We start from the raw sequence: 22,604 nt of genomic DNA, 5'->3' as shown, positions 1-22,604 counted from the left end.
ACACCATGCTGCAGTTCAGTAAATATCAGGGACTTGGCAATGACTTCCTGATCCTGGAAGGACGGCAAGACCAGTTGCCGCAATCGGTCGTTGAGCCGGACCCTGTCTGGGTGAGGCAGCTGTGCGACCGACGCTTCGGAATCGGTGGTGACGGCGTGATTCTTGCGCTGCCGCCCCAGGGTCAGGGTGATCTGCGCATGCGGATTTTCAACGCCGATGGCACCGAGGCGGAGATGTGTGGCAATGGCATCCGCTGCCTGGCACGTTTCCTTGCCGACAGCGACGGTGACGCTCCTGGCAAACGCTGGGCGATCGAAACGCCGGCGGGCCTGATCCGTCCGGAGCTGCAAAGCGATGGTCAGTTGCGCGTCGACATGGGTGCTCCATTCCTGGAGCCCTCAAGCATTCCCACAACTCTCCCGCTGGTGGACGGGTTGGCGAGGGGATCGGCCGATCTTGCGGATCGAGCGCTTGAGGTGGCAGCGGTTGGGATGGGAAATCCCCACGTCGTGGTGCCGGTGGAGGACCTCAACGCGATTCCCTTCGACGCATGGGGGGCGGCCCTGGAGGTTCACCATCTGTTCCCGGCCAAAACCAACGTGCATTTCCTGCAGGTGCACGCCCGCAACCGTCTGGAGATCCGTGTGTGGGAACGCGGGGCTGGACCGACGCTGGCCTGTGGAACGGGTGCCTGCGCCACCCTTGTTGCTGCTGTTCTGCTGGGACTGGCTGACGATCATGCCGAGGTGATGCTGCCCGGCGGTCCACTCCAGATTGCCTGGCCTGGACGCCATGGTGCTGTTCTCATGACGGGTCCCGCCGTGGCGGTGTTCGATGGGGTGTTGTCACCGGATCTGATGCCGGTTGGAGGGTCACCCGTTGCAGAGCCGTTGACGCCAGATGTCGCGGACAACGCGCCCTTCGACTGTTCCCGTGATTGTGTGGACAGCTGCCAACAACCGGACAACTGTCTGCGTGATGCTGCCCAGCAGCAGGTTCAGGCCTTCCTCAACAGCACCTCACTGGACGCCATGCTGAATCTGGCCAGTGAATCTCTCGAGCAACGGACCCGGGCTCGGTTTGAGCGTGACACCCTCTGAGCTCTACCTCGACGCAGCGGCTACGACCCCACCGTTGCCGTCGGTGATTGCGTCCATCAATGCTGTACAGCGGGAGGCCTGGGGCAACCCCAGCAGCCTTCATGGCACCGGGCTGGTGGCCGCTGAACAGCTGGCTCGATCCCGACAGACCATTGCCGCACAACTAAGTGCTGATGAGGATGAGCTGATCTTCACCTCAGGTGCCACCGAATCGGTCCACCTCGCCCTTCACGGTGTCGCCGCTGGTTGTCCACCTGGGCGCCTTGTGATTTCAGCGGTGGAACATCCCGCGGTGGAGGGAGCAGCGGCCCAACTCGCACAACTGGGGTGGACCGTGGCGCGGTGGCCTGTGGATGGGAGCGGTCAGATCCGTTTGGAGCTGCTGGATCAGTTGCTGGCACCACCAACGCAGTTGGTGTCATTGATCTGGGGGCAGAGTGAAGTCGGCACGGTTCAACCCGTGCCGCTGGTGGCCAGCGCCTGCAGAGAACGGGGCATCCCGTTCCACACCGACGCCACCCAGCTCATCCCCCAGGGGCTCATGGCCTGGTCCACCTCCTGCATCGATCTGCTCAGCTTCTCCTCCCACAAATTGCAGGGTCCACGCGGGATTGGGGTGCTCCTGCATCGTTCGGGTGTCCTGGCTCAACCTCTGCTGACAGGAGGCGGGCAGGAAGGGGGGTATCGCGCCGGTACCGAAGCCGTCGCACTGATTGCAGGCCTTGCGGTGGCCTTGCAACAGCTTCCACAGTTCAACCCACAGCAATCGATGGCTCCGCCGGGGTCCACACCTCAGATCCGCTCCATGCGGGATCGGTTGCAATCAAAGCTGGCAGCCATTCCCTCGCTGACGGTGATCAATGCCTCGGAAGAGCCGCGACTGCCCCATCACCTGGCTTGCCTGATCGGAGACAGAGCGGGCCATCCCCTGCCAGGTCGGCGACTGGTGCAGCAGTTGTCGCGGCTGGGTGTCGCCTGCAGCAGCGGCAGTGCATGCCGTTCCGGTCATGCCCAGGACAGTGCCGTGCTCACCGCCATGGATGTTGCGCCCAGCTGGAGGCAATCGTTGCTGCGCTTCAGCCTTGGTCCCTGGCTGAGCGACGACGACGTGGACGCTGTTCCACCCTTGTTGATCCGGGCGATTGACGCCTGCACCTGAGAGGCTGGAGCCCAATCCGATTGATCAGCAGACGTGTCTGAAGCTCAGAAGGCCAGCCTTCCCGCCGATTTGCAGACTGCCGAAGCCGATCTGCTCAACGCTCTCAAGGCAGCCTTGGCCTCAGGCAAAGGGGCTCGATGGGGCGCAACCCTACGTTTTGAAAATCTGCGGGTGCTCCCAGTTGCCCTGCGGCTGTTTCAAAACCTTCGCTCCCTGGATGCATCCTGTCGATTGCTCTGGCCGGATGCCGGGGCTGCCGCACTGGCGCGCCGTGATGCAGCCGATCTGGCCGACAGCATTCTTGATTTCAACCAGTGGTCAGCTGCTGGAGACGTCGATGGAGTGGTGTTGACGGTCGGCCCGCAACCTTCGGATTACGAACAGTTCATGGCCATTTGTCAGGACCATCGCGGCTCGGTGGTGATGCTCAACGGCCGGTTGGAGGATGCCGCTGTGGGAATCGGCAGTGTGGCCCGCGAACGGCGTCGGGGCTTTGTGTCGTCCTGGCAACAGGCGTATTGGCTACAGCCGCTGGAGGGCGGTGCACTGATGCGGATGTTCCCGGACGACTGGTCCCTCTACCGACTGGACAACGATGGGTACCGCCACCTGGCGTCGATGGAGAGTCGACCGGATCCTGAGCAAATCGCCGCGCTCTTGGCCGGTGAAGATCCGGACAGCCTCAAACAACAGCTCAGCAGCGTGGATAGATTCATCGACGGCCTGCGCAGCTGACAATTGCTTGATCCGACCACAAGCTCTCCGTAAGGTTCGTCACGAAGCAGTGATCCCATGCAGAGACGGTTCTCACTCAGCTCCATCATGCTTCTCGATGGCTTGGCGATCACCGCGACTGTCGTCGCATTGGCTGGCGTGGTCTGGTCGCCCAAATTGACCAACGCCGTGGCCCGTGCGACGGGCTCTGTCAAGCCGGTTGAGGTGAGTGTGGACGTGCGTCACCTGCAGGTGGCCGATTCGGAGGCGTTGTTAGAGGCCATTCGTGAGGAAGGGGCCGTCAGCATTGTGATTCGCAACCAGCCGGCAGGGCGCGTCGGGCTGATGTCGGTTGAAGACATCAGTCGCCCCCTGACTCAACTCCTCCCGAATGGAACTGTTCTCGAGGCTGAAGACACCAGCCCGGCGCGAGGTTTGCATGCCCGCTTCCGCCTCAAGGCCGAGGCTGAGACAGGACCATCCGGTGTCGTCTTCGGTGGCACCAAACTCAAGATCGGCAGTGCCGTGGAGCTCGAAGGGCGGCTCTACCGCGTGAATGGGTCCGTGAGTGGCGTGACCATTCCATGAGTCAGCGTTGGATCACCCCGGCTCTGACGTTGTTGCTGCTCAGCGCAAGCTCTGCGGTCCATAGCAGCGAACGCCTCCTGCAACCCATCGCCCCCAACAGCCGTCAGGGACTGCCTGGCCCTGCACAACGTCCGCTTTGCCCGGCGTTGCAGCAAGCCGTCGAGGGGTCCCTCGGCTCCAGCACAGCTCCCTGGAGCATCAGCGTTCTTGACGAACGCGGCCAACTGCTGGCGGACATCAACGGGTGGCTGCCCAGGATTCCCGCCTCCAATCAAAAACTGATCAGTTCTGCCTTTGCTCTCGATCGCCTCGGGCCCGATTTCCGTCTGAAGACCCAGTTGCTGCGCCACAGCGACGGCAGTCTCGAGATCGTCGGCGAGGGGGACCCTGATCTCAGCATCGCCGAGATCCAACGTTTCGCCATGGTGGCTCTGGGCCGTGGTGGGTCTCGTTCATCAGTTTCGGCTGAAACTCCACTGCAGCTGATGGTGCGGGAGGAGCCACCTCAGCGCTGGTGGCCCAGCGACTGGCCGTCAGACGACCGCAGCTACGCCTACGGAGCACCGATCACCCGCCTCGCGCTCACCAGCAATGCGCTGCACATGGCGGTGATGGATCCTGCCCGACGGCTGGAGCGGGTGTTGTCGACAACGGTCAGCCAACAGGGCGGAAGCCTTCGGCTGGTGAGGGTGAATCCCGAGCAAAGGGAAGCTGCTCTCTCTCGCACCAAGGCAGAGGACCCTGTGGTGATCCACAGCGAGCTGTCAGCACCCATGCATGGGCTGCTGAGTCTGGCCAACACCGAGAGCCATAACTTCACTGCCGAGGTGCTCATGCGTGAGGCGGCAGACAACTGGGATGTGGCTGAGGCCTCTGTGGCCAACACGCGCTGGCTTCAGGCTCAGGGCATTCCCATCCAGGGACTTCGCATCAGGGATGGAAGTGGCCTTTCCCGAGGCAATCGGGTCACGAGCAGAACGTTGTCGACCCTGCTGTGGCGCATGGCGCAGCACCCATACGGTGCTTTTTACCAAGCATCAATGGCGATTGCGGGCCGCCGTGGAACGCTCTGGCGCTTCCAGCGCGGAACCCCTCTCACCGGTCAGTTCTGGGGAAAAACGGGCACCCTGCGAGGGGTGAGTTCCTTGAGCGGAATCTTGAAGACTTCCAATGGGCCCCGGTACGTCAGCATGATTGCTAACAGCGCGGCATCCCCTCGGGGTGTCATGGGCGACGTGCTGCTGGCCGTCCAGCGAATCAGCCGGTGCCCTTCATGGAACGCAGTCGGGATGCGGCCCGACGTCCACGGCTGATCGGAACAGTTTTGCCCTCGCTGTCGTCAGCTTTGGGGCCATCACTGCTGATGGTCTTGATCTTGACCAGTTCCTGGCGGCCTGCCATCACCACCTGAGCCATTTCCTTGAGTCGAACTTCCAGTTCGCCAAGGGTCTGTTCCGCATAACGGTTGGCTCCATCTTGAACAGCGGCAGCCTCCTTACGGCTGCGTTGAATCAGGCCCTCACATTGTTGCTGGGTCTGTTGGCGGAACTGCAATGCATCGTTGTGCAGCCGCTCGGCTTCCTCACGGCTCTCACTCTTCAGGCGCAAACCCTCGCGTCGAATGGTCTCCAACTCCTGCAGGGCCTGCTGACGGCTGGCCTCATGCTGCTCGGCGTGTTGACGCTTGATCTCGGCAGCGTCTTGCTCCAACTGCTGACGGCGCTGCTGAGCTTCCTGTTCCAACTGCTGACGGCGTGCAGCGAACTGCTGCTCCTGCTGCGCCAGCTTGCTTTGCATCTCCTGCTCCAGTTGGGCGCCCTGCTGTCGCGTCGACTGCAGCAGTTGCTCGCATTGCTGGCGTGTCTGTTCGCGCAGCTCTAGCACCTGACGCTCCGCTTCCTGTCGGACCGAGGCGGTGCTGACCAACTGCTCGTGCTGCCGTTTGGCCTGCTGAACGATCTCGTCCGCCTGCTGCTTGGCCGTGTTGATGAATTCCTCGCGTCGCTCCAGCAACTGGGCAGCGCGTTCGACCTCCTTCGGCAGGGTCTCGCGCACTGCGTCGAGCACTTCTACGGCATCACCCTCGTTGACCAGACGCCCGCCACTGAATGGAATACGACTTCCCTCGAGAAGGACATCCTCCAGTTGATCCAGATGGTCGAGGACAGCGAGGCGAGCGTCGCTCATGTCACCGGGGTGGGAAAGCCGAATTAAAGAGCCTGTTCAGGTCCTTGGCTACCTCCTTGGGGACCATGTGATCCACAGGGCCGCCGAAACGAGCCACCTCTTTCACCACAGAGCTGCTGAGGAAGCTGTGACGGGTCGATGTCGCCAGGAAGACCGTCTCCAAATCTTCGGCCAGTGATCGATTGGTGTGGGCGATCTGTAGCTCGTATTCGAAGTCGCTCATCGCTCGTAGTCCACGCAGGATGAGATCGGCTTGATGGGTGACGGCGCAGTGGACGGTCAAGCCGTCAAAGCTGACCACGTCAATGCCGTTCAGGTGACGGGTCGCGGATTGAATCTGACCGATGCGCTGATCGACACTGAAGGCAGGTCTTTTGTTGGGATTCGACAGCACAGCCACAGTGACCTGCCCGAACAGGGCAACGGCCCGCTCGATCAGATCCATGTGGCCATTGGTCAAAGGATCAAAACTTCCCGGGTAGAGCGCCCTCATCCGCAGAACCCCGGACTGAAGTGATCCTATGCATCGGTTTGATCTCTAGATTTCCCGCAACGCTGGATGACCGATGAGCCTCGACGCCGACGCCAAGAAGGTGCTGCTGCGCAAAATTCCCCACGGCCTGTTCGTCTGTGGCGTGCGAGAGGGCGATGAGGTGAATGGTTTCACCGCCAGCTGGGTGACCCAGGGATCCTTTGAGCCCCCCTTGGTAGTGATGGGCGTACGGGCTGACAGCACCAGCCACGGAATCATCGAACGCACCAAACGGTTCTCGCTCAACATGCTGAAAGCCGATCAAAAAGATCTGGCTGCGGTGTTTTTCAAGCCCCAGAAAGGACTCGGAGGTCGCTTTGATGCAGCACCATTCCAGGACGGTCCTCTTGGGCTGCCCCTGCTGGATGGGGTGATCGGCGGCGTCGAGTGTGAGCTGGTGGGTCAGATCCAGCACGGTGATCACACGGTGTTCGTTGGCGAGGTCAAAACCGCTCGATTGCTGGAGGACGGTGAGGCTCTGACCATGGCCAGCACCGGATGGAACTACGGCGGTTGAGCGATCGTTGGCGGACTTTCTGACCATGCCGCCGCTGCTCACGCAGCCGGAGGTGCTTGAGCGTCGGCTGAAGGAGATTCCGCCGGAGCCGGGTTGCTACCTGATGCGCGACGGGGAGGACAGGATCCTCTACGTGGGCAAGTCCAAATCGCTGCGCAGCCGGGTCCGCAGCTATTTCCGCAATCGGCATGATCTGTCGCCGCGCATCCGCCTGATGACGCGGCAGGTTTGCGAGATCGAATTCATCGTGACCGACAGCGAAGCGGAGGCTCTGGCCCTTGAATCCAACTTGATCAAGAACCATCAGCCGCACTTCAATGTGCTGCTGAAGGACGACAAGAAATACCCGTACCTCTGCATCACCTGGAGTGAGGCCTATCCACGCATCTTCATCACGCGCCGCCGCCGATTCCGCAGCCCCCTCGATCGCTTCTACGGGCCCTACGTCGACGTCGGACTGCTGCGGCGCACCTTGTTTCTGGTGAAGAGGGTCTTTCCTTTGCGACAGCGACCGCGACCGTTGCATCCCGACCGCACTTGCCTCAACTACAGCATTGGTCGCTGTCCAGGGGTTTGCCAGGAAAAGATCACCTCTGAGGACTACCACCGAACCCTGCGCAAGGTGGCCATGGTGTTTCAAGGGCGCAGCGATGAACTGCAGCGTCTGCTCGACGAGCAGATGAACCGCTACGCCGAACGTCTTGACTTTGAAGCCGCCGCCCGGGTCCGCGACCAGCTCCAGGGGCTCGACCAGTTGACGGCTGATCAGAAGATGAGTCTTCCCGACTCCAGCGTCAGTCGGGATGTGCTGGCCCTGGCCTGCGACGACCGTCTGGCCACTGTGCAGCTGTTCCAGATGCGCGCCGGAAAACTTGTGGGGCGGCTTGGTTACACCGCCGATGCCTCAGCTCTGGCACCGGGTCTGATTCTGCAACGGGTGATTGAAGAGCACTACTCCCAGGTCGATGCGGTTGAAGTGCCGCCGGAGTTGTTGGTCCAACACGCTCTTCCGCAACAGCAGCTTCTTGAGGACTGGCTGACGGAACAACGGGAACGCAAGGTGCAGATCCACTGTCCGAAACAGCGGCAGAAGGCAGACCTGATCGAACTGGTTCAGCGGAACGCGGAATTCGAACTGCTGCGGGCCAAGCAGGGGCAGGAGCAGCAAGCTCTAGCCACCGAGGATCTGGCTCAGCTGCTGGAGCTGCCGACGCCGCCGCGACGGATCGAGGGCTACGACATCAGTCACATCCAGGGCAGCGATGCCGTTGCCTCTCAGGTGGTGTTCATCGATGGATTGCCCGCCAAGCAGCACTACCGCAAATACAAGATCCGTAGCAGCAGCATCCAATCCGGTCACAGCGATGACTTCATGGCCATGGCCGAGATCATGCGCCGGCGTTTCCGGCGTTGGGCCCGCGCCAAGGCTGATGGTGTTGATGTGGGTGCCCTGCGCCACAAAGGTGGAAGTGCCCTGCAGACCGACGGCCTCAACGACTGGCCTGATGTAGTGATGATCGATGGCGGCAAAGGACAACTCTCTGCGGTGATGGAGGCCCTGCGGGAACTTGATCTGCACGACGACCTCAACGTCTGCTCGTTGGCCAAACAGCGGGAGGAGGTGTTCCTCCCTGGCGAAAGTCAGCCACTGGAGAGCGAGCCGGATCAACTGGGCGTGGCCTTGCTGCGTCGTCTGCGGGACGAAGCCCATCGATTCGCCGTGAGCTTCCACCGGCAGCAGCGCGGTGAGCGAATGAAGCGCTCACGCCTCTCTGACATCCCAGGGGTTGGTCCCAAACGGGTGAAGGATCTGCTGGCGCACTTTCATTCCATCGATGCGATTCAGCTGGCTTCGGTGGATGTGCTCTCCAAAGCCCCCGGTGTGGGACCAGCTCTGGCCAGGGATATCCATGGGTTTTTTCACCCTGCTGAGGAAGCCGGGCAGGATGACGGCTCAGAAGAGCCCCCTGCACACACCGCATGATCCGTTGTCTGCTGTTGTTGTACTGCTTGTTCGGACTCCTTGGGAGACCGGTGCTGGCGTCACCAGGGCTGTGCAACGGCCCTGTCTGTGCCGATGACATCACCCGCAGTGCCAAGAATCACTGGCAGCTGATTCTGCGGCTCAACGACCAGCAGGGTCACAGGGAGAAGGTGGTGATGGATTGCCGTGCAGGTGTGCTGAGCCCTTTTGCCGGGCAGGTGGACCGCAGCTATGCCACGGCCGTTGGACGACGGGCCTGCCGTCTGGCGGGAGAGGCGGGCTAAGTGGACATCACCCTGGTCTTTCCCCATCAGCTGTTTGCAGATCACCCCGCGATTCAGGCCGGTCGCACCGTGGCCCTGATCGAAGACCCGTTGCTGTTCGGAACGGATCCGCAATGGCCCCTGCGCATGCATCACCAGCGCCGGCTCCTGCACCGCGCCTCGATGACGGTCTACGCCGAACAGCTACGAGGTCGAAGCTTCAACGTGATTCATCAGCGCCATGACGCTGCACCAGACACCCAGGGCCATCTGCAGCTGGTGCATTCCGCTGGGTATCGCCATGTCCACCTCGTTGACCTGGTGGATCACTGGCTTGAACGTCGCTTGAACGCCTTCGCTGAGCGTGTCGGTCTTCGAGTGACGGTGCTGCCGACACCGATGTTGTTGACCCCCGCTGACGTGCTCGAGCAGCACTTTGGGACGGGCAAAAAGCCCTTGATGGCAAAGTTCTACGAGATGCAGCGCACCCGGCTGGGGGTGCTCATGGACGATGAGGGGCGACCCATTGGGGGCCAATGGAGTTTTGATGCTGACAACCGCAAGAAACTGCCCAAAGGCATCAGCGTTCCGCCGATACCCGTCGCCACGCCATCGACTGTGGTGGACACAGCACGACAGCAACTGGCGCAGGAGAATCTGCCCGGGCTCGGCAAGCAGAATGGCTTCAACTACCCCATTGACCACAAGGAAGCCTCCCGCTGGCTCGACGCCTTCCTTGACGAACGCCTGGTTCAGTTCGGGGCTTATGAAGACGCCATCAGCACGCAGCATGAGGTGATGTGGCACGGCGTGCTCACACCGATGCTGAATATCGGTCTGCTGACGCCTCAGCAGGTGCTGGATCGGACCCTGGCCCGTGCGGAGGTTGGCGATGTGCCGCTCAACTCACTGGAAGGCTTCATCCGCCAAATCATTGGCTGGCGCGAATTCATGGCTGCCATGTATCGACGCCATGGGGTGACCATGCGCAATGGCAATTTCTGGGAGGTGGAGGATCGCCCGATTCCAGAAGCCTTCTACACCGGAAGCACGGGTTTACCCCCGATTGATGACGCCATCGGCCATGCCTTGAACACGGGTTATTGCCACCACATCGAACGGCTGATGCTGCTGGGCAACGTGATGCTGCTGTGTGGCTTTCACCCCACGCGGGTGTACAGCTGGTTCATGGAGCTGTTTATTGATGCCTACGACTGGGTGATGGTGCCCAACGTCTACGGCATGAGTCAGTTCGCCGATGGCGGCATCTTCACCACCAAGCCCTACGTGTCCGGCTCGAACTACGTCCGCAAGATGTCGGACTATCGGAAAGGTGCTTGGTGTGAGGTGTGGGACGGGCTTTTCTGGAGTTTCATCCGACGCCACGAAACTTTTTTCAGGAGTCAGTTCCGGCTGGCGATGATGGCCCGGAACCTCGACAGGATGGCGCCGGAAACACTGTTGATGCATCAGCGCAAGGCGGCTGATTTTCTTGACGGCCTCACCTGAGACCTGCGTAAGGTCGCCCCAATACGGTTGCACTGATGACCCTTCCACCTGAGGCCTACCTCTGGTTCAAGACGCTCCACATCGTTGGTGTTGTCGTCTGGTTCGCCGGATTGTTCTATCTGGTGCGGTTGTTCATCTATCACGTCGAAACGGCTGAGCTGGCAGAGGACCTGCAGCAGCCGTTCCGCGATCAGTACAGCCTGATGGAGAAACGCCTTGCCAACATCATCACGACTCCGGGGATGGTGGTGGCGGTGTCCATGGCCATCGGCCTTTTGGTGGCCCAGCCCAGCTGGCTGCAGCAGGGCTGGATGCATGCCAAGTTGGCCTTCGTGGCCGGTCTTCTGGCTTATCACGTGGCTTGTTATCGACTGATGGGGCAGCTGCAGGCGGGAACCTGTCGGTGGAGTGGAAAGCAGCTGCGGGCACTCAATGAACTGCCGACGCTGCTGTTGGTGATTGTGGTGATGCTGGTGGTGTTCAAAAACCAGTTCCCGACCGGTGCCGCCACCTGGTTCATCGTGGCGTTGGTGGTGTTCATGGCAGCGTCCATTCAGTTCTATGCCCGCTGGCGACGCCTGCGGGCGGAAGCCCAGGCCGTCACAGGAAGCTGAGATGAGCCATCCACTCCGTTCCGTCCTGGCTGATGTCGGACCCGAGAGCTGCCCGGGCTCCCTCAACTTCCACTGCCACACGATCTGTAGTGACGGCAGCCTGGAGCCCCTTGAGCTGATCCGCCAGGCATCAGAGCGTGGGCTCTCCCATCTGGCCGTGACTGATCACCACAGCGTACGGGCCTTTCAACCGATGGCGGATTGGCTCCAGGCACAACGAGATGCAGGGGCCGTGGTGCCGACGTTGTGGACCGGCATGGAAATCAGCTGTCTGCTCAAAGGATGCCTTGTTCATGTGCTGGCACTGGGGTTTGAACCCGGGCATGCGGCCCTGGAGCCCTATAACCGCGGCGATGCCGTGGTGGGAGAGGCCCTCCGGGCAGACGCGGTGCTTAAGGCGATTCACGCGGCAGGGGGTCTGGCTGTTCTGGCTCATCCAGCCCGCTATCGACTTGGCCATGACGTGCTGATCGATGAGGCCGCTCGACTTGGGTTTGACGGTGGTGAAGCCTGGTACGACTACGACATGCAGACGGTGTGGGCACCCAGCCCAATGATCTGTGAGGCCATCGACCGCCAACTGGCAAACCTTGGCCTTTTGCGTACTTGTGGCACCGACAGTCACGGAATCGACCTTGGTGGCCGCTAAGTTCATCCCATCTCAGTTCTGGTCGACATGGGCTTCTTTGATCGTCTGCTGAAAAAGGACTCGCAGGATTCCGACAACACGATCAAGCCACGCAAGCCAGCCAAGGAGAAACCGGCAGAGTTCTTCCTGGATGCAGATTCCTCCTCCTCCCTTGGAGATGTGAATTACATGCGCGAGTCGAAGACAATTCGCCGCACCTTCCCAGGCACCGTCGACAGCCCCGGCACGAAGGAACAGATCATGACGGTGGCCGCGGAAACCGAATCCGTGGATAAGCGCAGTGAAGGTCTTGGCGACTCGGTGAAGAAAGAGGAGTCGATTGATCTGACGGCGGGCATTCCCAAGCCCGTGAAGAAGACCTTTGCCGAACAGGTCACCACTGAAGAGATGAACAAGCGGCTGCGCGGAACGGCCGTAACCTCCGTGAATACGCCTGCTGCCGCGAACGCTGCACCCGTCGCTCGTAAGGAGATCTTCAAAGCGGAGGAAGCCCCTCAAGCCAAGGTCGGCCAGGCCGCAGCTTCATCTAAGCCAGGCTCCATCGATCCCTTCCGCCAGATGGTTCGGGACCTCAACAAGTAAGGGCACCGCGTTCGATCCTTGCTTCGCTGCTGTTGATCAATTCCTTCAGCAAAGCAAGTTGATTCTCGTTGGCGCCAGTCCATAGACCTCGATTGGACGCTTCGAGCAGTCGCTCTGCCATGTCCCGCAGGACCCAGGGGTTGCGATCGCTGAGAAAGGTCTGGTTCACGGGATCCGCCAGCCAGCGATCGCACAGTGCTCCGTAGCACCAGTCCGGGACGCGGTCGGTCGCAGCGTCATAGGCGAACAGGTAATCCAGGCTCGCCCCCATCTCAAACGCACCCTTGTACCCGTGCTGCTGCATCCCTTCGATCCAACGGGGATTGAGCATGCGACTGCGCATCACCTTGTCCAGCTCCTTCTCCAGCCGATGCAGTCGGGGACGCTCGCGGCGTGAATGATCACCGAACCACAACTGGGGACGCTGACCGGACACCTGCTCGGCTGCAGCACTGAGGCCACCGTGAAACTGGTAATAATCGTCGGAATCGAGCAGATCATGCTCGCGGTTGTCCTGGTTGTGCAGTATCGCCTCAACAGACGACAGGGCCTGCTCCAGACCGGAGCGATCGGCAACGGGTTCCGCTGGACCGTCGTAGCGCCACTGGCTCCAGCACAGAAAGGCTTCACCAAGATCCCTGCGCGACTCCCAGGCACCGCTGTCGATCAAGGCCTGCAGCCCAGCGCCATAAGCACCGGGGGCGGATCCATAGATTCGTCCTTGCGGGCCATCACGACGGGTGAGGCCGGCCAGAGGGTTTATCTCCTCTGGTTCCTCCAGCAAAGCCACCATCTGCTGTGCCTGGTTCACCCAGCTCACCAGATGCGGGAACGCATCCCGGAACAGACCGGAGATCCTCAGCACCACATCCACCCGAGGTCGCCCCAGGAGATCAGCAGGGATCACCTCCAGATCCACCAGACGCCGGCTGGGGCCATCCCAGACAGGGCGGACGCCGATCAGCGCCAGCAGTTGGGCAATGTCTTCACCACCATTGCGCATCGTGGCGGTCCCCCACACCGACAGAGCCAGGTGGCGCAGGGGTTCACCTTCATCCTGAAGATGCAGATCCAGCAAGCGTTCGGCGGAGCGGCGGCCGAGGTCCCATGCCACCTCCGTCGGCAGCCCACGGAGATCCACGGAATAGAAATTACGACCGGTGGGCAGCACATCCGGTCGGCCACGACTGGGGGCCCCAGAGGGACCAGCAACGATGCGGCGGCCCTCCAGACCCCGCATCAGCCCCTGACGTTCTGCCTCGCCACAACCCTTCAAGCGTTTCCACAGCTCCAGGCAGCGTTGCCTCAGGTCCGCTGATGTCTCAACCAGTGATAGAAACGGTGTTGCCAGATCCACGGCCTGCTCGTGGTGCACGAGCTGTCTGAGGATCAACAAGGCCTGTTGCTCCAACCACGCGCTGCCATCACCCACCCGGCGGCAGCGCTGACAACCGAGCGCTTCCAATCGCGCGCGGTCGGCTGGATCGAGGGCTTCTCCGCCGTCCTGAGACCAGGGGTCGAATTCCAAGCCAGCTTTCCGGGCCATCAATTGCGTCAGGCCAGGCTGACCCTGCAACGGTGGACGCGCCAAGGCCATCAGCAGCTCTGTCATGGCAGCGTCGTCTGGGCACTGGCCAAAGCGATGCAGACCCGTGCGGATCTGCGACTCCTTCAACTCGCAGAGATAGGTTTCCGCCTGGTCAAGACAGCTGTTGAGTCGCTCCGGGTGCTGCTTCAGCTCTCGTCGGCTCGGGATCCCTGGCCAGTCCAGATCCTGAAGGGTGCTGAGCACCTGGTTTTCCAACACCTGGGTGCGCTCACCACCGAGCTGTCGGGCTTCCACCAGTTCATCCAGCAGTCCCTCAAGTTTCTGAAGGCCGCCGTGAAGACCGGCGCGGCCCAAGGGTGGGGTGAGGTGATCCAGCACCACCGCATGGCCCCGACGTTTGGCCTGGGATCCCTCCCCTGGGTCGTTGACAATGAAGGGGTAAAGATGCGGCAACGCACCAAGGGCGAGATGGGGGCCACAGGCCGCACTGAGACCGACCCCCTTGCCCGGCAACCATTCAGCACTGCCGTGCTTGCCCACATGCACCATCACCTGGCTGCCGTGGACGTCTCGTAACCAAAGGTACTGAGCCAGGTAGCGGTGCGGTGGCGGCAGGTCCGGCGAATGCAGATCAGCGATCTGATCCGGGTCATAGCCCCGGTCCGGCTGCAGGAGCACCACCAGATGCCCATAGTGCAACCCATGAATGGCAAACCCTCGCTCCCCATCGAGATCACAGGCCTGCTGCGGGTCACCCCAGCGGCTGATGATCCGTGCCTTGGCCTCGCTTGGAATGGTGTCCCACCAGGCTTGGTAGGTCTCCAGCGGCAGGTGATCAAGGGGCGGGCGATAACGGCCCTCGGCTGAGTTGGTACGTCCCGCCAGCAACGACGCAATCAATCGATCGCCGTTGGAGGGTATGGGGTGCTCGCCAAGTTGATAACCCGCATCGGCCAGCCAACCGATGATGTTGACCACGCTGGCCGGGGTATCCAGCCCAACCCCGTTGGCCACACGCCCATCCCGCACCGGATAGTTGGCCAACACCATGGCCACCCGACGATGCTCGGCAGGCGTGTCCTGGAGATCAATCCAGCGGGCTGCGTGCTCCACTAGCCAGTTGATGCCGTCCCGATCCGGTTGTTGCGTCGTGATTGCAGTGGCGAGTTCTCCGAGGGGGGGGCGTGCCTGCCGGAATGCGCATGGGCGGGTGGTGACCCGAGCGTCCAGTTCCGGCATCACCACCTGCAGCGACAGGTCCAGGGGTTCCAGGCCACGGCTGGACTGCTGCCAACGCTCCCGGCTGGTGCCGGCGGTCAGCAGCTGCAGCACCGGTCGGTCCAGGCTGTCCCAAAGGGCACTTCCTAGGCCGGCTTGCTCCGTCGTGACGGAGGCGAAGGCCGTTCCGGTGATCACGACCTGAGCACCCTGGCTGCGGAGCAGATCGAGGACACCGGCCTGGACGGCGGGGTCCCTCAGGCTGCTCACCCAGATCAGACGAGGCCGAAGGCCACGCTCCCGCAGGGCCTGATTCAGGTGCTGCGCCAGAGCGGTGTCCCCGGCCTGTAACTGGGCGCGGTAAAGAACCACTCCAACGGTGGCACCAGGATCGTCCTGCCAGTCCCAGGGGAAGGGATCGGCCAGGGGCACCAAAGCGATCTCCTCGCTGTCCGGTGGCGTTCCGTTCAGCAGTGCCTGAATGGCGTCGAGCAGCCTGGCCATGTTGGTCTCGCCCCCTTCCCGCAGCAGGGCCGCAAGACGATCCGCAAGTGCGGGCACCACGGTGCCGATCCCATGCAGATCCCCCTGCTGATCAACCGTTCCAGCCAGCACCAGCAGTTGTCGATCGGCGCCTTCGTCACTCCAGCGCTGGAGCTGCTCCAACCCATAACTCCAGTGGCCACGGCTGCCCAGCAGGCGCACCACAATCAAACGAGCCTGCGTCGCAGTGGAGGCGAGGTAATGGTCGAGCTGGGCCGGATGACTGAGGTTGTCGAGATGGAGAGCCCTGATTCGGCTGCTCCAGTCAGGGGAGGCCTGCACCACTGATTCAAGGCAGCTGAGGTCGGTACCTGCACTGGAGAGAAGCAGAACATCCGCCGGGGGTTGCTCGACGAGCACCACATCCTCGGGAGGATCAATGCCCGGGCAACTGGCAAGACGGTGCATGACGCCATTCTCCTTGCGAGGCAGCCGGTGGTGAGAAGATTCAACTATCGGGTTTCCCCCAGCGATGCATCAGTTCCTGCCCTACGCCTGGTTTCAGGGTCAGTGCGTGCCTTTCGAAGAGGCCAGGATCTCCATCGCAACCCACGCCCTTCATTACGGCACAGGTGCGTTCGGCGGCATGCGCGCCATTCCTGATCCGCAGAGCAGCGGATCGATGCTGTTGTTTCGTGCCGATCGCCATGCACGGCGATTAAGCCAGAGCGCACGGTTGTTGCTCACTGATCTGAGCGAAGCAACGATTCTCGAAGCGTTGACGGCGATGCTGCAGGCGAACAAACCGCAGCAACCCATCTATCTGCGACCGTTCGTGTACACCAGTGATCTCGGCATCGCGCCGCGGTTGCACGACATCGAGACCGATTTCCTGATTTACGGGTTGCCGCTGGGGGATTACCTCTCACCGGACGGCGTCAGTTGCCGCATCAGCAGTTGGACGAGACAGGAGGACCGTTCCCTCCCCCTGCGCGGCAAGATCTCTGGTGCCTACATCACCAGTTCTCTGGCCAAGACCGAGGCCGTCCAGAGCGGATTCGACGAGGCTCTGCTGTTGAACAGTCGCGGCAAGATCAGCGAAGCCAGCGGCATGAATCTGTTCCTGGTTCGCGACGGTCAGCTGATCACACCAGGCGTTGACCAGGACATTCTTGAGGGCATCACCCGGGCAAGCGTGATCGAACTGGCCAAGGCCATGCAAATTCCTGTGGTGGAACGCCCTGTGGACAAAACAGAGCTGTTCATCGCCGATGAGGTCTTCCTCACCGGCACGGCAGCGAAGATCACACCGATCCGCCAGATCGAATCAACGCAGATGAACACGGATCGACCGGTGATGACCGCACTGAAGACGCGGTTGGTGGCGATCACCGAAGGGCGAGATCCGGCCTATGAACACTGGGTGACCCGAATCCCGATCGCGTGAGGTTTGCATTGAGCTTTTCCTAAGATCAGGCCCAACAAGGATCGGAAGACATGGTGATAGCGCAGGCATCCCGGCAACTCACCAACTCCCGCTTCCTGGATCACCTCAACGGGGCGGAACGGCCCGTGTTGGTGTTTGACGGGGCCACGGGCACCAGCCTCCAGGGCCTCGACCTGACCGCCGAGGATTTCGGTGGCCCTGAGTTGGAGGGCTGCAACGAAAATCTGGCTGTCACTAAACCCGAGGCGGTGAAAGCGGTGCATCGTCAGTTCCTCGAAGTTGGCTGCGATGTGATCGAAACCGACACCTTTGGAGCCGCCTCGATCGTTCTCGCGGAATACGGGCTTGAAGACAAAGCCTTTGAACTCAACAAACGGGCGGCTGAACTGGCCCGAGAAATGGCCGATGAATTCAGCACCCCTGAGAAGCCCCGCTTCGTGGCGGGGTCCATGGGTCCAACCACAAAGCTGCCGACCCTGGGCCACATCGACTTCGACACGATGCGCGAGTCCTTCCGGGAACAGGCCGAAGGACTTATTGCCGGCGATGTTGACCTGTTCATCGTTGAGACCTGCCAGGACGTTCTGCAGATCAAGGCCGCGCTGCAGGGCATTGAAGAAGCGTTTGCAGCCACCGGTGAGCGGCGGGCGCTGATGGTGTCCGTGACCATGGAAACCACCGGAACGATGCTCGTCGGCACAGACATCGCTGCCGTGGTGTCGATTCTTGAGCCGTTTCCGATCGACATTCTCGGGCTCAACTGCGCCACCGGACCGGAGCAGATGAAGGAGCACATCCGCTATCTCTCCGAGCACTCCCCGTTCACGGTGAGCTGCATTCCCAACGCCGGTCTGCCGGAAAACATTGGTGGCGTGGCCCACTACCGGCTCACTCCAGTGGAACTGAAGATGCAGCTGATGCACTTCGTTGAAGATCTGGGCGTGCAGGTGATCGGTGGTTGCTGTGGCACCACCCCGAGTCACATCGGATCGCTGGCAGAGCTGGCTGCGGAGCTCAAACCGGCCCAACGCAGCTCACGCCACGGGGCTGCCTCCGATGCGGACGTTCGTCCAGCCCTCAACTACGAACCGGCTGCGGCATCGATCTACGGGGTTACCCCGTACCAACAGGACAACTCCTTCCTGATCATTGGTGAGCGGCTCAACGCCAGCGGCAGCCGCAAGGTGCGCGAACTGCTGGCGGAAGAGGACTGGGACGGTCTGGTGTCCGTGGCCCGCGGGCAGGTGAAGGAGAACGCCCACGTTTTGGACGTCAACGTCGACTACGTCGGTCGCGATGGCGAGCAGGATATGCATCAGCTGGTGAGCCGTCTGGTCACCAACGTCAACCTGCCGCTGATGCTCGACTCCACCGAGTGGCAGAAAATGGAAGCTGGCCTCAAGGTTGCTGGGGGTAAGTGCATCCTCAACTCGACCAACTACGAGGACGGGGACGAACGCTTCTTCAAGGTGCTGGAGCTGGCTCGTCGCTACGGCGCTGGCGTGGTGGTGGGAACCATCGATGAAGACGGCATGGCTCGCACGGCCGAGAAAAAGTTCGCCATCGCCCAGCGGGCCTATCGCGATGCCCTGGAGTTCGGCATCCCGGCCCATGAAATCTTTTACGACCCCCTGGCGCTGCCGATTTCCACCGGCATCGAAGAAGACCGGCTCAATGGCAAGGCCACCGTCGACTCCATTCGCATGATCCGTGAAAACCTCCCCGGGGTTCACGTGGTGCTGGGGGTCAGCAACGTCAGTTTCGGTCTCTCGCCCGCAGCCCGGATCACGCTCAACTCCGTCTTCCTGCATGACTGCTGTGAAGCCGGCATGGATGCAGCCATCGTCAGCCCTGCCAAAATTCTGCCGCTGATCAAGATCACTGAAGAACACCAGACGGTTTGCCGTGATCTGATCAACGACAACCGTCGCTTCGACGATGGAATCTGCGTTTACGACCCGCTCACTGAACTCACCAAGCTGTTCGAGGGCGTCAGCGCCAAGGAAGCCCGGGCTTCAGGCCCCTCGCTGGCCGATCTGCCAATTGAAGAACGGCTCAAGCAGCACATCATTGATGGAGAGCGCATCGGCCTTGAGCCGTCTCTGGATGAGGCGCTGAAGTCCTATCCGCCCCTACAGATCATCAACACCTTCCTGCTGGATGGAATGAAGGTGGTGGGTGAATTGTTCGGCAGCGGCCAGATGCAGCTTCCCTTCGTGCTGCAAAGCGCCGAGACGATGAAATCTGCCGTGGCTTATTTGGAGCCTCATATGGAGACAGCAGAAGGCGAAAGCACGAGCAAGGGCAAGTTCCTGATCGCAACCGTGAAGGGCGATGTCCACGACATTGGCAAGAACCTGGTGGACATCATCCTCACCAACAACGGCTACGAGGTGGTCAATCTCGGTATCAAACAAAGCTGTGAAGCGATTGTGGAAGCCCAACACGAACACCAGTCTGATTGCATCGCCATGAGTGGTCTGCTGGTGAAGTCCACGGCATTCATGAAGGACAACCTCAAGGCGTTCAACGATGCCGGCATTGATGTTCCCGTCATTCTTGGTGGTGCTGCCCTGACACCTCGATTTGTCCAGAAAGATTGCCGCGAGGTCTACAACGGAAAGGTCATCTATGGCCGTGATGCCTTCGCTGATCTGCGCTTCATGGATGCCCTGATGGATGCCAAGGGCAATGACAACTGGGACAACCTTGAAGGCTTCATCACCGACGCCCCAAGCGGTGTCGGCCTCGATGAGGAGACTGAATCGCCGACTGTTGAACGCTCCACTGCTGATGAAAAGTCACAGCAGGACGCACCATCCCCACAGCTGCCGGTTAGTACCGATCGATCCGAAGCCGTGCCGGCGGAGCCAACACCTTCAGCCCCATTCCTGGGGTCAGTTGTCATCACAGAAGCAGACGTCGACATTGAAGAGGTGTTCGGCTTTCTTGATCGCAACGCCCTGTTTGCCGGACAGTGGCAACTACGCAAAACCCAGCAGCAGTCGCGTGATGAGTACGACGCGATGTTGAAGGAGAAGGCTGAACCGGTTCTGCAGCAGTGGATGGATCGATGCCTGCAGGAATCGTTGCTCACCCCAAGGGCTGCCTACGGATATTTCCCTGTCGGTCGCGATGGCAATTCCCTAAGGGTCTTTGATGCCAATGGAGAGACTGAGCTTGGCCGTTTCGACCTTCCACGCCAACGCTCCGGCAACCGCTACTGCATTGCTGACTTCTTTCAGGACATGACAGCCGACAGGCGACCGGCCGATGTCCTGCCGATGCAGGCGGTGACCATGGGAGACAAGGCCAGTGAGGTGGCCCAGGAGCTGTTCAAGGGCGATCAATACAGCGATTACCTCTACTTCCACGGCCTGGCGGTTCAGATGGCCGAAGCGATGGCGGAATGGGTCCACGCCCGCATCCGCCGCGAACTTGGCTTTGCTGATCCGGACGGCATGCCACTGCGGGATGTCTTGGCCCAGCGCTACCGAGGCAGTCGCTACTCCTTTGGATACCCCGCTTGCCCGAACGTGGCCGATTCACGCCAGCAACTCTTCTGGCTCGGGGCAAACCGCATTGGTCTGTCGATGGATGCCAGCGATCAGCTGTCCCCCGAGCAGAGCACGACGGCACTGGTGGCGCTGCACACCAAGGCCCGCTACTTCAGCGCATAACCTAAGTCGCCCTTTTCAGCAGATCATGGCGATTGCCGGACCCGATGGCGTGGATGCCGCCATCAAGGCGGGTATTGATCTCGATGGTTCCCCGATCCCAAAACCGATGCTGGCGCTCTACAACGAAGTCATGGACCTGGAAAGCCAGCGCGCCCGCAGCGGCGTGCTCAAGTCGATGCGGAACCGGGTGGTGAAGACCGGAGCGAAGCACTTCGACCGGGAAAGCCTGAACCAACGACTGCTCGATGCCGGTTGGGACGGTCTGAAGGACAAGGAGATTGCCTTTTACTTCGGCTGATCCGGGAGTTGAACGGCCACAGGCTCTGTTGGGTTCACCCCTGACAGAGCTTCTCCATGGTGTCGATCACCTCCTGCTGAAACTCCTCCAGAGCATTCGACTCACTGAGGTCGATTCCTTCACCGGCGGCGTTCTGGGCCAAGTCCTGGAAGTGAAAGGCCCCTTCACCGTTGGCCAGGAACTCAATCGCTGAGCTCTCACCGCTCTCGCGAAAGGCATCGCAGAGCGCCAGGAACGCAGCGTCTTCCGTGAACTCCCAATCCATCGAGTGGACATGACTGAATGACCTTTACCGCGTTCCCCCAGGGGGTCGTCAACTGTCTGACGTCAAAATGTGCCACTCCTTCGGCAGACTGCCCCTGTGATTCCTGTCCGGATGGCCAGCTCAACAGCACCTTCTGCCCCTCTCAACGTTCTCGGGAAGCCTCTGCAGGTGTGCGGTTGCTCACCGATTACCGGTTGGTATCGAAACGGGACCTGCCAAACCGATCCCAGCGACCTCGGTCAGCACAGCATCTGCTGCGTCATGACCGAAGCCTTTCTCCGCTACAGCAAGGCGCAGGGAAACGACCTGTCAACACCCGTCCCTGCCTTTCAGTTCCCTGGACTGAAGCCAGGTGATCATTGGTGCGTGTGTGCTCCGCGTTGGAAGCAGGCCTGCGACGACGGCATGGCGCCCCTGGTGTCACTCGAAGCGACAGAAAACACCGCTCTGTCCGTAGTGAGTCTTGAGCAGCTGAAGGAGCACGCTTACCAATCAATCGGTTGACCGTCCCAGGCCAGAAACTCTCCTGAATCCTCCGGCCTCTGGGCGAGAAGCACATCCACAAGCTGCTCTGCCGCCCGCTGCGGTGTAAACAACTTCTCAGGTGGAACGAAGGTTTGGAAGGGTTTGGACAGGGCCGTGTCCGTCGTACCTGGATGCAGAAGCGTCACTGTGGCGAGTGGCCAGCGACGACGCCATTCAATGGAGAGGGATTTAAGCAACTGGTTCTGGGCTGCCTTGGCTGCTCGGTAGCTGTACCAGCCGCCACTGCGGTTATCGCCAATGCTGCCAACGCGGGCACTGAGGCTGGCGAAATGGAAGGGGCGATCACGTCCCAACAGCGGTTCCACCGCTCGAGCAAGCAACACCGGCGCAATGGCGTTGATCGTGAACTGCTCCATCAGGGCACTGCGCTCAACCTGTCGAAGTCGCTTTTCAGGAACAAGGCCCGGACCATGCAATCGGCCCGTGGCATTCACTACCAACCGCAGGTCACCAGCCTCAGCGCGCAAACAATCCGTTAAAGCCTCAAGATCAGCGTCACGTTCAAGGTCGAGAGACAGGTCTTGGACGGGCGGTCCTTGCCGTCCAGCGGTGATCACCCTGAGACCCGGGCACTGCTGCTTCAAGCGCGCCGTAATAGCTGAACCAATCCCGCCAGTACCAACCACCAGGGCCATACCCGTCAAAGCACTGTCGCCAAGGGTCGTCATCGATCGAACGGTTCCACTCCATGACGTCTAGCGAACAGAACGGAACTCCCGC

21 protein-coding genes are annotated in these 22,604 nt (G+C 61.0%); 16 read left to right on the top strand and 5 right to left on the bottom strand.

Annotated elements, in window-relative coordinates; all coding sequences use genetic code 11:
- Positions 1-5: 5 nt before the first annotated feature.
- The 5 genes from dapF to dacB are packed head-to-tail and all read left to right on the top strand — an operon-like array spanning position 6 to position 4,874.
- Positions 6-1,100 (top strand): diaminopimelate epimerase, encoded by a 1,095-nt coding sequence (gene dapF, locus SynA1524_RS06155; protein WP_186499395.1) that lies wholly within the window; start codon positions 6-8, stop codon positions 1,098-1,100.
- Positions 1,087-2,259 (top strand): cysteine desulfurase family protein, encoded by a 1,173-nt coding sequence (locus SynA1524_RS06150; protein WP_186499394.1) that lies wholly within the window; start codon positions 1,087-1,089, stop codon positions 2,257-2,259. Before dapF ends, SynA1524_RS06150 begins: the two co-directional genes overlap by 14 nt.
- A gap of 33 nt (positions 2,260-2,292) precedes the next feature.
- Positions 2,293-2,994, top strand: coding sequence for a DUF1995 family protein (locus tag SynA1524_RS06145; RefSeq protein WP_186499393.1), 702 nt, complete (start codon positions 2,293-2,295; stop codon positions 2,992-2,994).
- A 57-nt stretch (positions 2,995-3,051) separates the two neighbouring features.
- Positions 3,052-3,561 (top strand): DUF4330 domain-containing protein, encoded by a 510-nt coding sequence (locus SynA1524_RS06140; protein ID WP_186499392.1) that lies wholly within the window; start codon positions 3,052-3,054, stop codon positions 3,559-3,561.
- The gene (gene dacB / locus SynA1524_RS06135) at positions 3,558-4,874 is read left to right on the top strand and encodes a D-alanyl-D-alanine carboxypeptidase/D-alanyl-D-alanine endopeptidase (RefSeq protein ID WP_186499391.1); all 1,317 of its coding nucleotides are present in this window, start codon (positions 3,558-3,560) and stop codon (positions 4,872-4,874) included. Before SynA1524_RS06140 ends, dacB begins: the two co-directional genes overlap by 4 nt.
- On the opposite strand, the gene SynA1524_RS06130 is transcribed toward dacB, so the two are convergent.
- Entirely contained in the window at positions 4,819-5,748 is a 930-nt protein-coding gene (locus SynA1524_RS06130; RefSeq protein ID WP_186499390.1) for a coiled-coil domain-containing protein, read from the bottom strand. The genes dacB and SynA1524_RS06130 overlap by 56 nt on opposite strands.
- 1 nt (position 5,749) lies before the next feature.
- Entirely contained in the window at positions 5,750-6,241 is a 492-nt protein-coding gene (gene coaD, locus SynA1524_RS06125; protein ID WP_186499389.1) for a pantetheine-phosphate adenylyltransferase, read from the bottom strand.
- Between the two features lie 73 nt (positions 6,242-6,314).
- Between coaD and SynA1524_RS06120 the strand changes: the two genes are divergently transcribed.
- Genes SynA1524_RS06120 through SynA1524_RS06090 form a run of 7 tightly spaced genes read left to right on the top strand, consistent with a single transcriptional unit; the run spans position 6,315 to position 12,398 of the window.
- Positions 6,315-6,797: a flavin reductase family protein gene (locus tag SynA1524_RS06120; protein WP_186499388.1), complete on the top strand. Its 483-nt coding sequence runs from the start codon at positions 6,315-6,317 to the stop codon at positions 6,795-6,797.
- A gap of 25 nt (positions 6,798-6,822) precedes the next feature.
- Positions 6,823-8,781, top strand: a complete 1,959-nt coding sequence (gene uvrC, locus SynA1524_RS06115) for an excinuclease ABC subunit UvrC (protein ID WP_186499543.1) — start codon at positions 6,823-6,825, stop codon at positions 8,779-8,781.
- Positions 8,778-9,065 carry a hypothetical protein gene (locus SynA1524_RS06110; protein ID WP_186499387.1) on the top strand — a complete coding sequence of 96 codons (288 nt, stop codon included), beginning with the start codon at positions 8,778-8,780 and terminating at the stop codon, positions 9,063-9,065. Before uvrC ends, SynA1524_RS06110 begins: the two co-directional genes overlap by 4 nt.
- Entirely contained in the window at positions 9,066-10,553 is a 1,488-nt protein-coding gene (locus SynA1524_RS06105; protein WP_186499386.1) for a cryptochrome/photolyase family protein, read from the top strand. It begins immediately after the preceding gene.
- A gap of 35 nt (positions 10,554-10,588) precedes the next feature.
- Positions 10,589-11,167, top strand: a complete 579-nt coding sequence (gene hemJ / locus SynA1524_RS06100) for a protoporphyrinogen oxidase HemJ (RefSeq protein ID WP_186499385.1) — start codon at positions 10,589-10,591, stop codon at positions 11,165-11,167.
- Between the two features lies 1 nt (position 11,168).
- Positions 11,169-11,816, top strand: a complete 648-nt coding sequence (locus tag SynA1524_RS06095) for a PHP domain-containing protein (RefSeq protein WP_186499384.1) — start codon at positions 11,169-11,171, stop codon at positions 11,814-11,816.
- A 27-nt stretch (positions 11,817-11,843) separates the two neighbouring features.
- Positions 11,844-12,398 carry a hypothetical protein gene (locus SynA1524_RS06090; protein ID WP_186499383.1) on the top strand — a complete coding sequence of 185 codons (555 nt, stop codon included), beginning with the start codon at positions 11,844-11,846 and terminating at the stop codon, positions 12,396-12,398.
- On the opposite strand, the gene cobN is transcribed toward SynA1524_RS06090, so the two are convergent.
- Positions 12,388-16,116, bottom strand: coding sequence for a cobaltochelatase subunit CobN (gene cobN, locus SynA1524_RS06085; protein ID WP_186499382.1), 3,729 nt, complete (start codon positions 16,114-16,116; stop codon positions 12,388-12,390). The genes SynA1524_RS06090 and cobN overlap by 11 nt on opposite strands.
- A gap of 64 nt (positions 16,117-16,180) precedes the next feature.
- Between cobN and SynA1524_RS06080 the strand changes: the two genes are divergently transcribed.
- From SynA1524_RS06080 to SynA1524_RS06070, 3 genes are read left to right on the top strand one after another with little or no spacing between them, the layout of a single operon-like run.
- Positions 16,181-17,095: a branched-chain amino acid transaminase gene (locus SynA1524_RS06080; protein ID WP_186499381.1), complete on the top strand. Its 915-nt coding sequence runs from the start codon at positions 16,181-16,183 to the stop codon at positions 17,093-17,095.
- Between the two features lie 50 nt (positions 17,096-17,145).
- Positions 17,146-20,775, top strand: coding sequence for a methionine synthase (gene metH, locus SynA1524_RS06075; RefSeq protein WP_186499380.1), 3,630 nt, complete (start codon positions 17,146-17,148; stop codon positions 20,773-20,775).
- A gap of 25 nt (positions 20,776-20,800) precedes the next feature.
- The gene (locus SynA1524_RS06070; protein ID WP_186499379.1) at positions 20,801-21,073 is read left to right on the top strand and encodes a small RNA NsiR4-regulated ssr1528 family protein; all 273 of its coding nucleotides are present in this window, start codon (positions 20,801-20,803) and stop codon (positions 21,071-21,073) included.
- A gap of 34 nt (positions 21,074-21,107) precedes the next feature.
- Here the strand turns inward: SynA1524_RS06070 and SynA1524_RS06065 are convergent, their stop codons facing one another.
- A complete protein-coding gene (locus tag SynA1524_RS06065; RefSeq protein WP_011128100.1) occupies positions 21,108-21,338 on the bottom strand; it encodes a DUF8667 family protein in 231 nt (76 codons plus the stop codon).
- 111 nt (positions 21,339-21,449) lie between these two features.
- Here SynA1524_RS06065 and SynA1524_RS06060 point away from each other — a divergent pair, with 111 nt between their 5' ends.
- A complete protein-coding gene (locus SynA1524_RS06060) occupies positions 21,450-21,842 on the top strand; it encodes a DUF2237 family protein (RefSeq protein WP_186499378.1) in 393 nt (130 codons plus the stop codon).
- Here SynA1524_RS06060 and SynA1524_RS06055 read toward each other — a convergent pair.
- Positions 21,824-22,552: an SDR family NAD(P)-dependent oxidoreductase gene (locus tag SynA1524_RS06055; protein WP_186499377.1), complete on the bottom strand. Its 729-nt coding sequence runs from the start codon at positions 22,550-22,552 to the stop codon at positions 21,824-21,826. The genes SynA1524_RS06060 and SynA1524_RS06055 overlap by 19 nt on opposite strands.
- Between the last annotated feature and the right edge of the window lie 52 nt (positions 22,553-22,604).

Source organism: Synechococcus sp. A15-24 (assembly GCF_014280195.1).
In the GTDB taxonomy this organism is placed as follows: domain Bacteria; phylum Cyanobacteriota; class Cyanobacteriia; order PCC-6307; family Cyanobiaceae; genus Parasynechococcus.
This window is presented reverse-complemented; position numbering and strand designations above follow the sequence as displayed.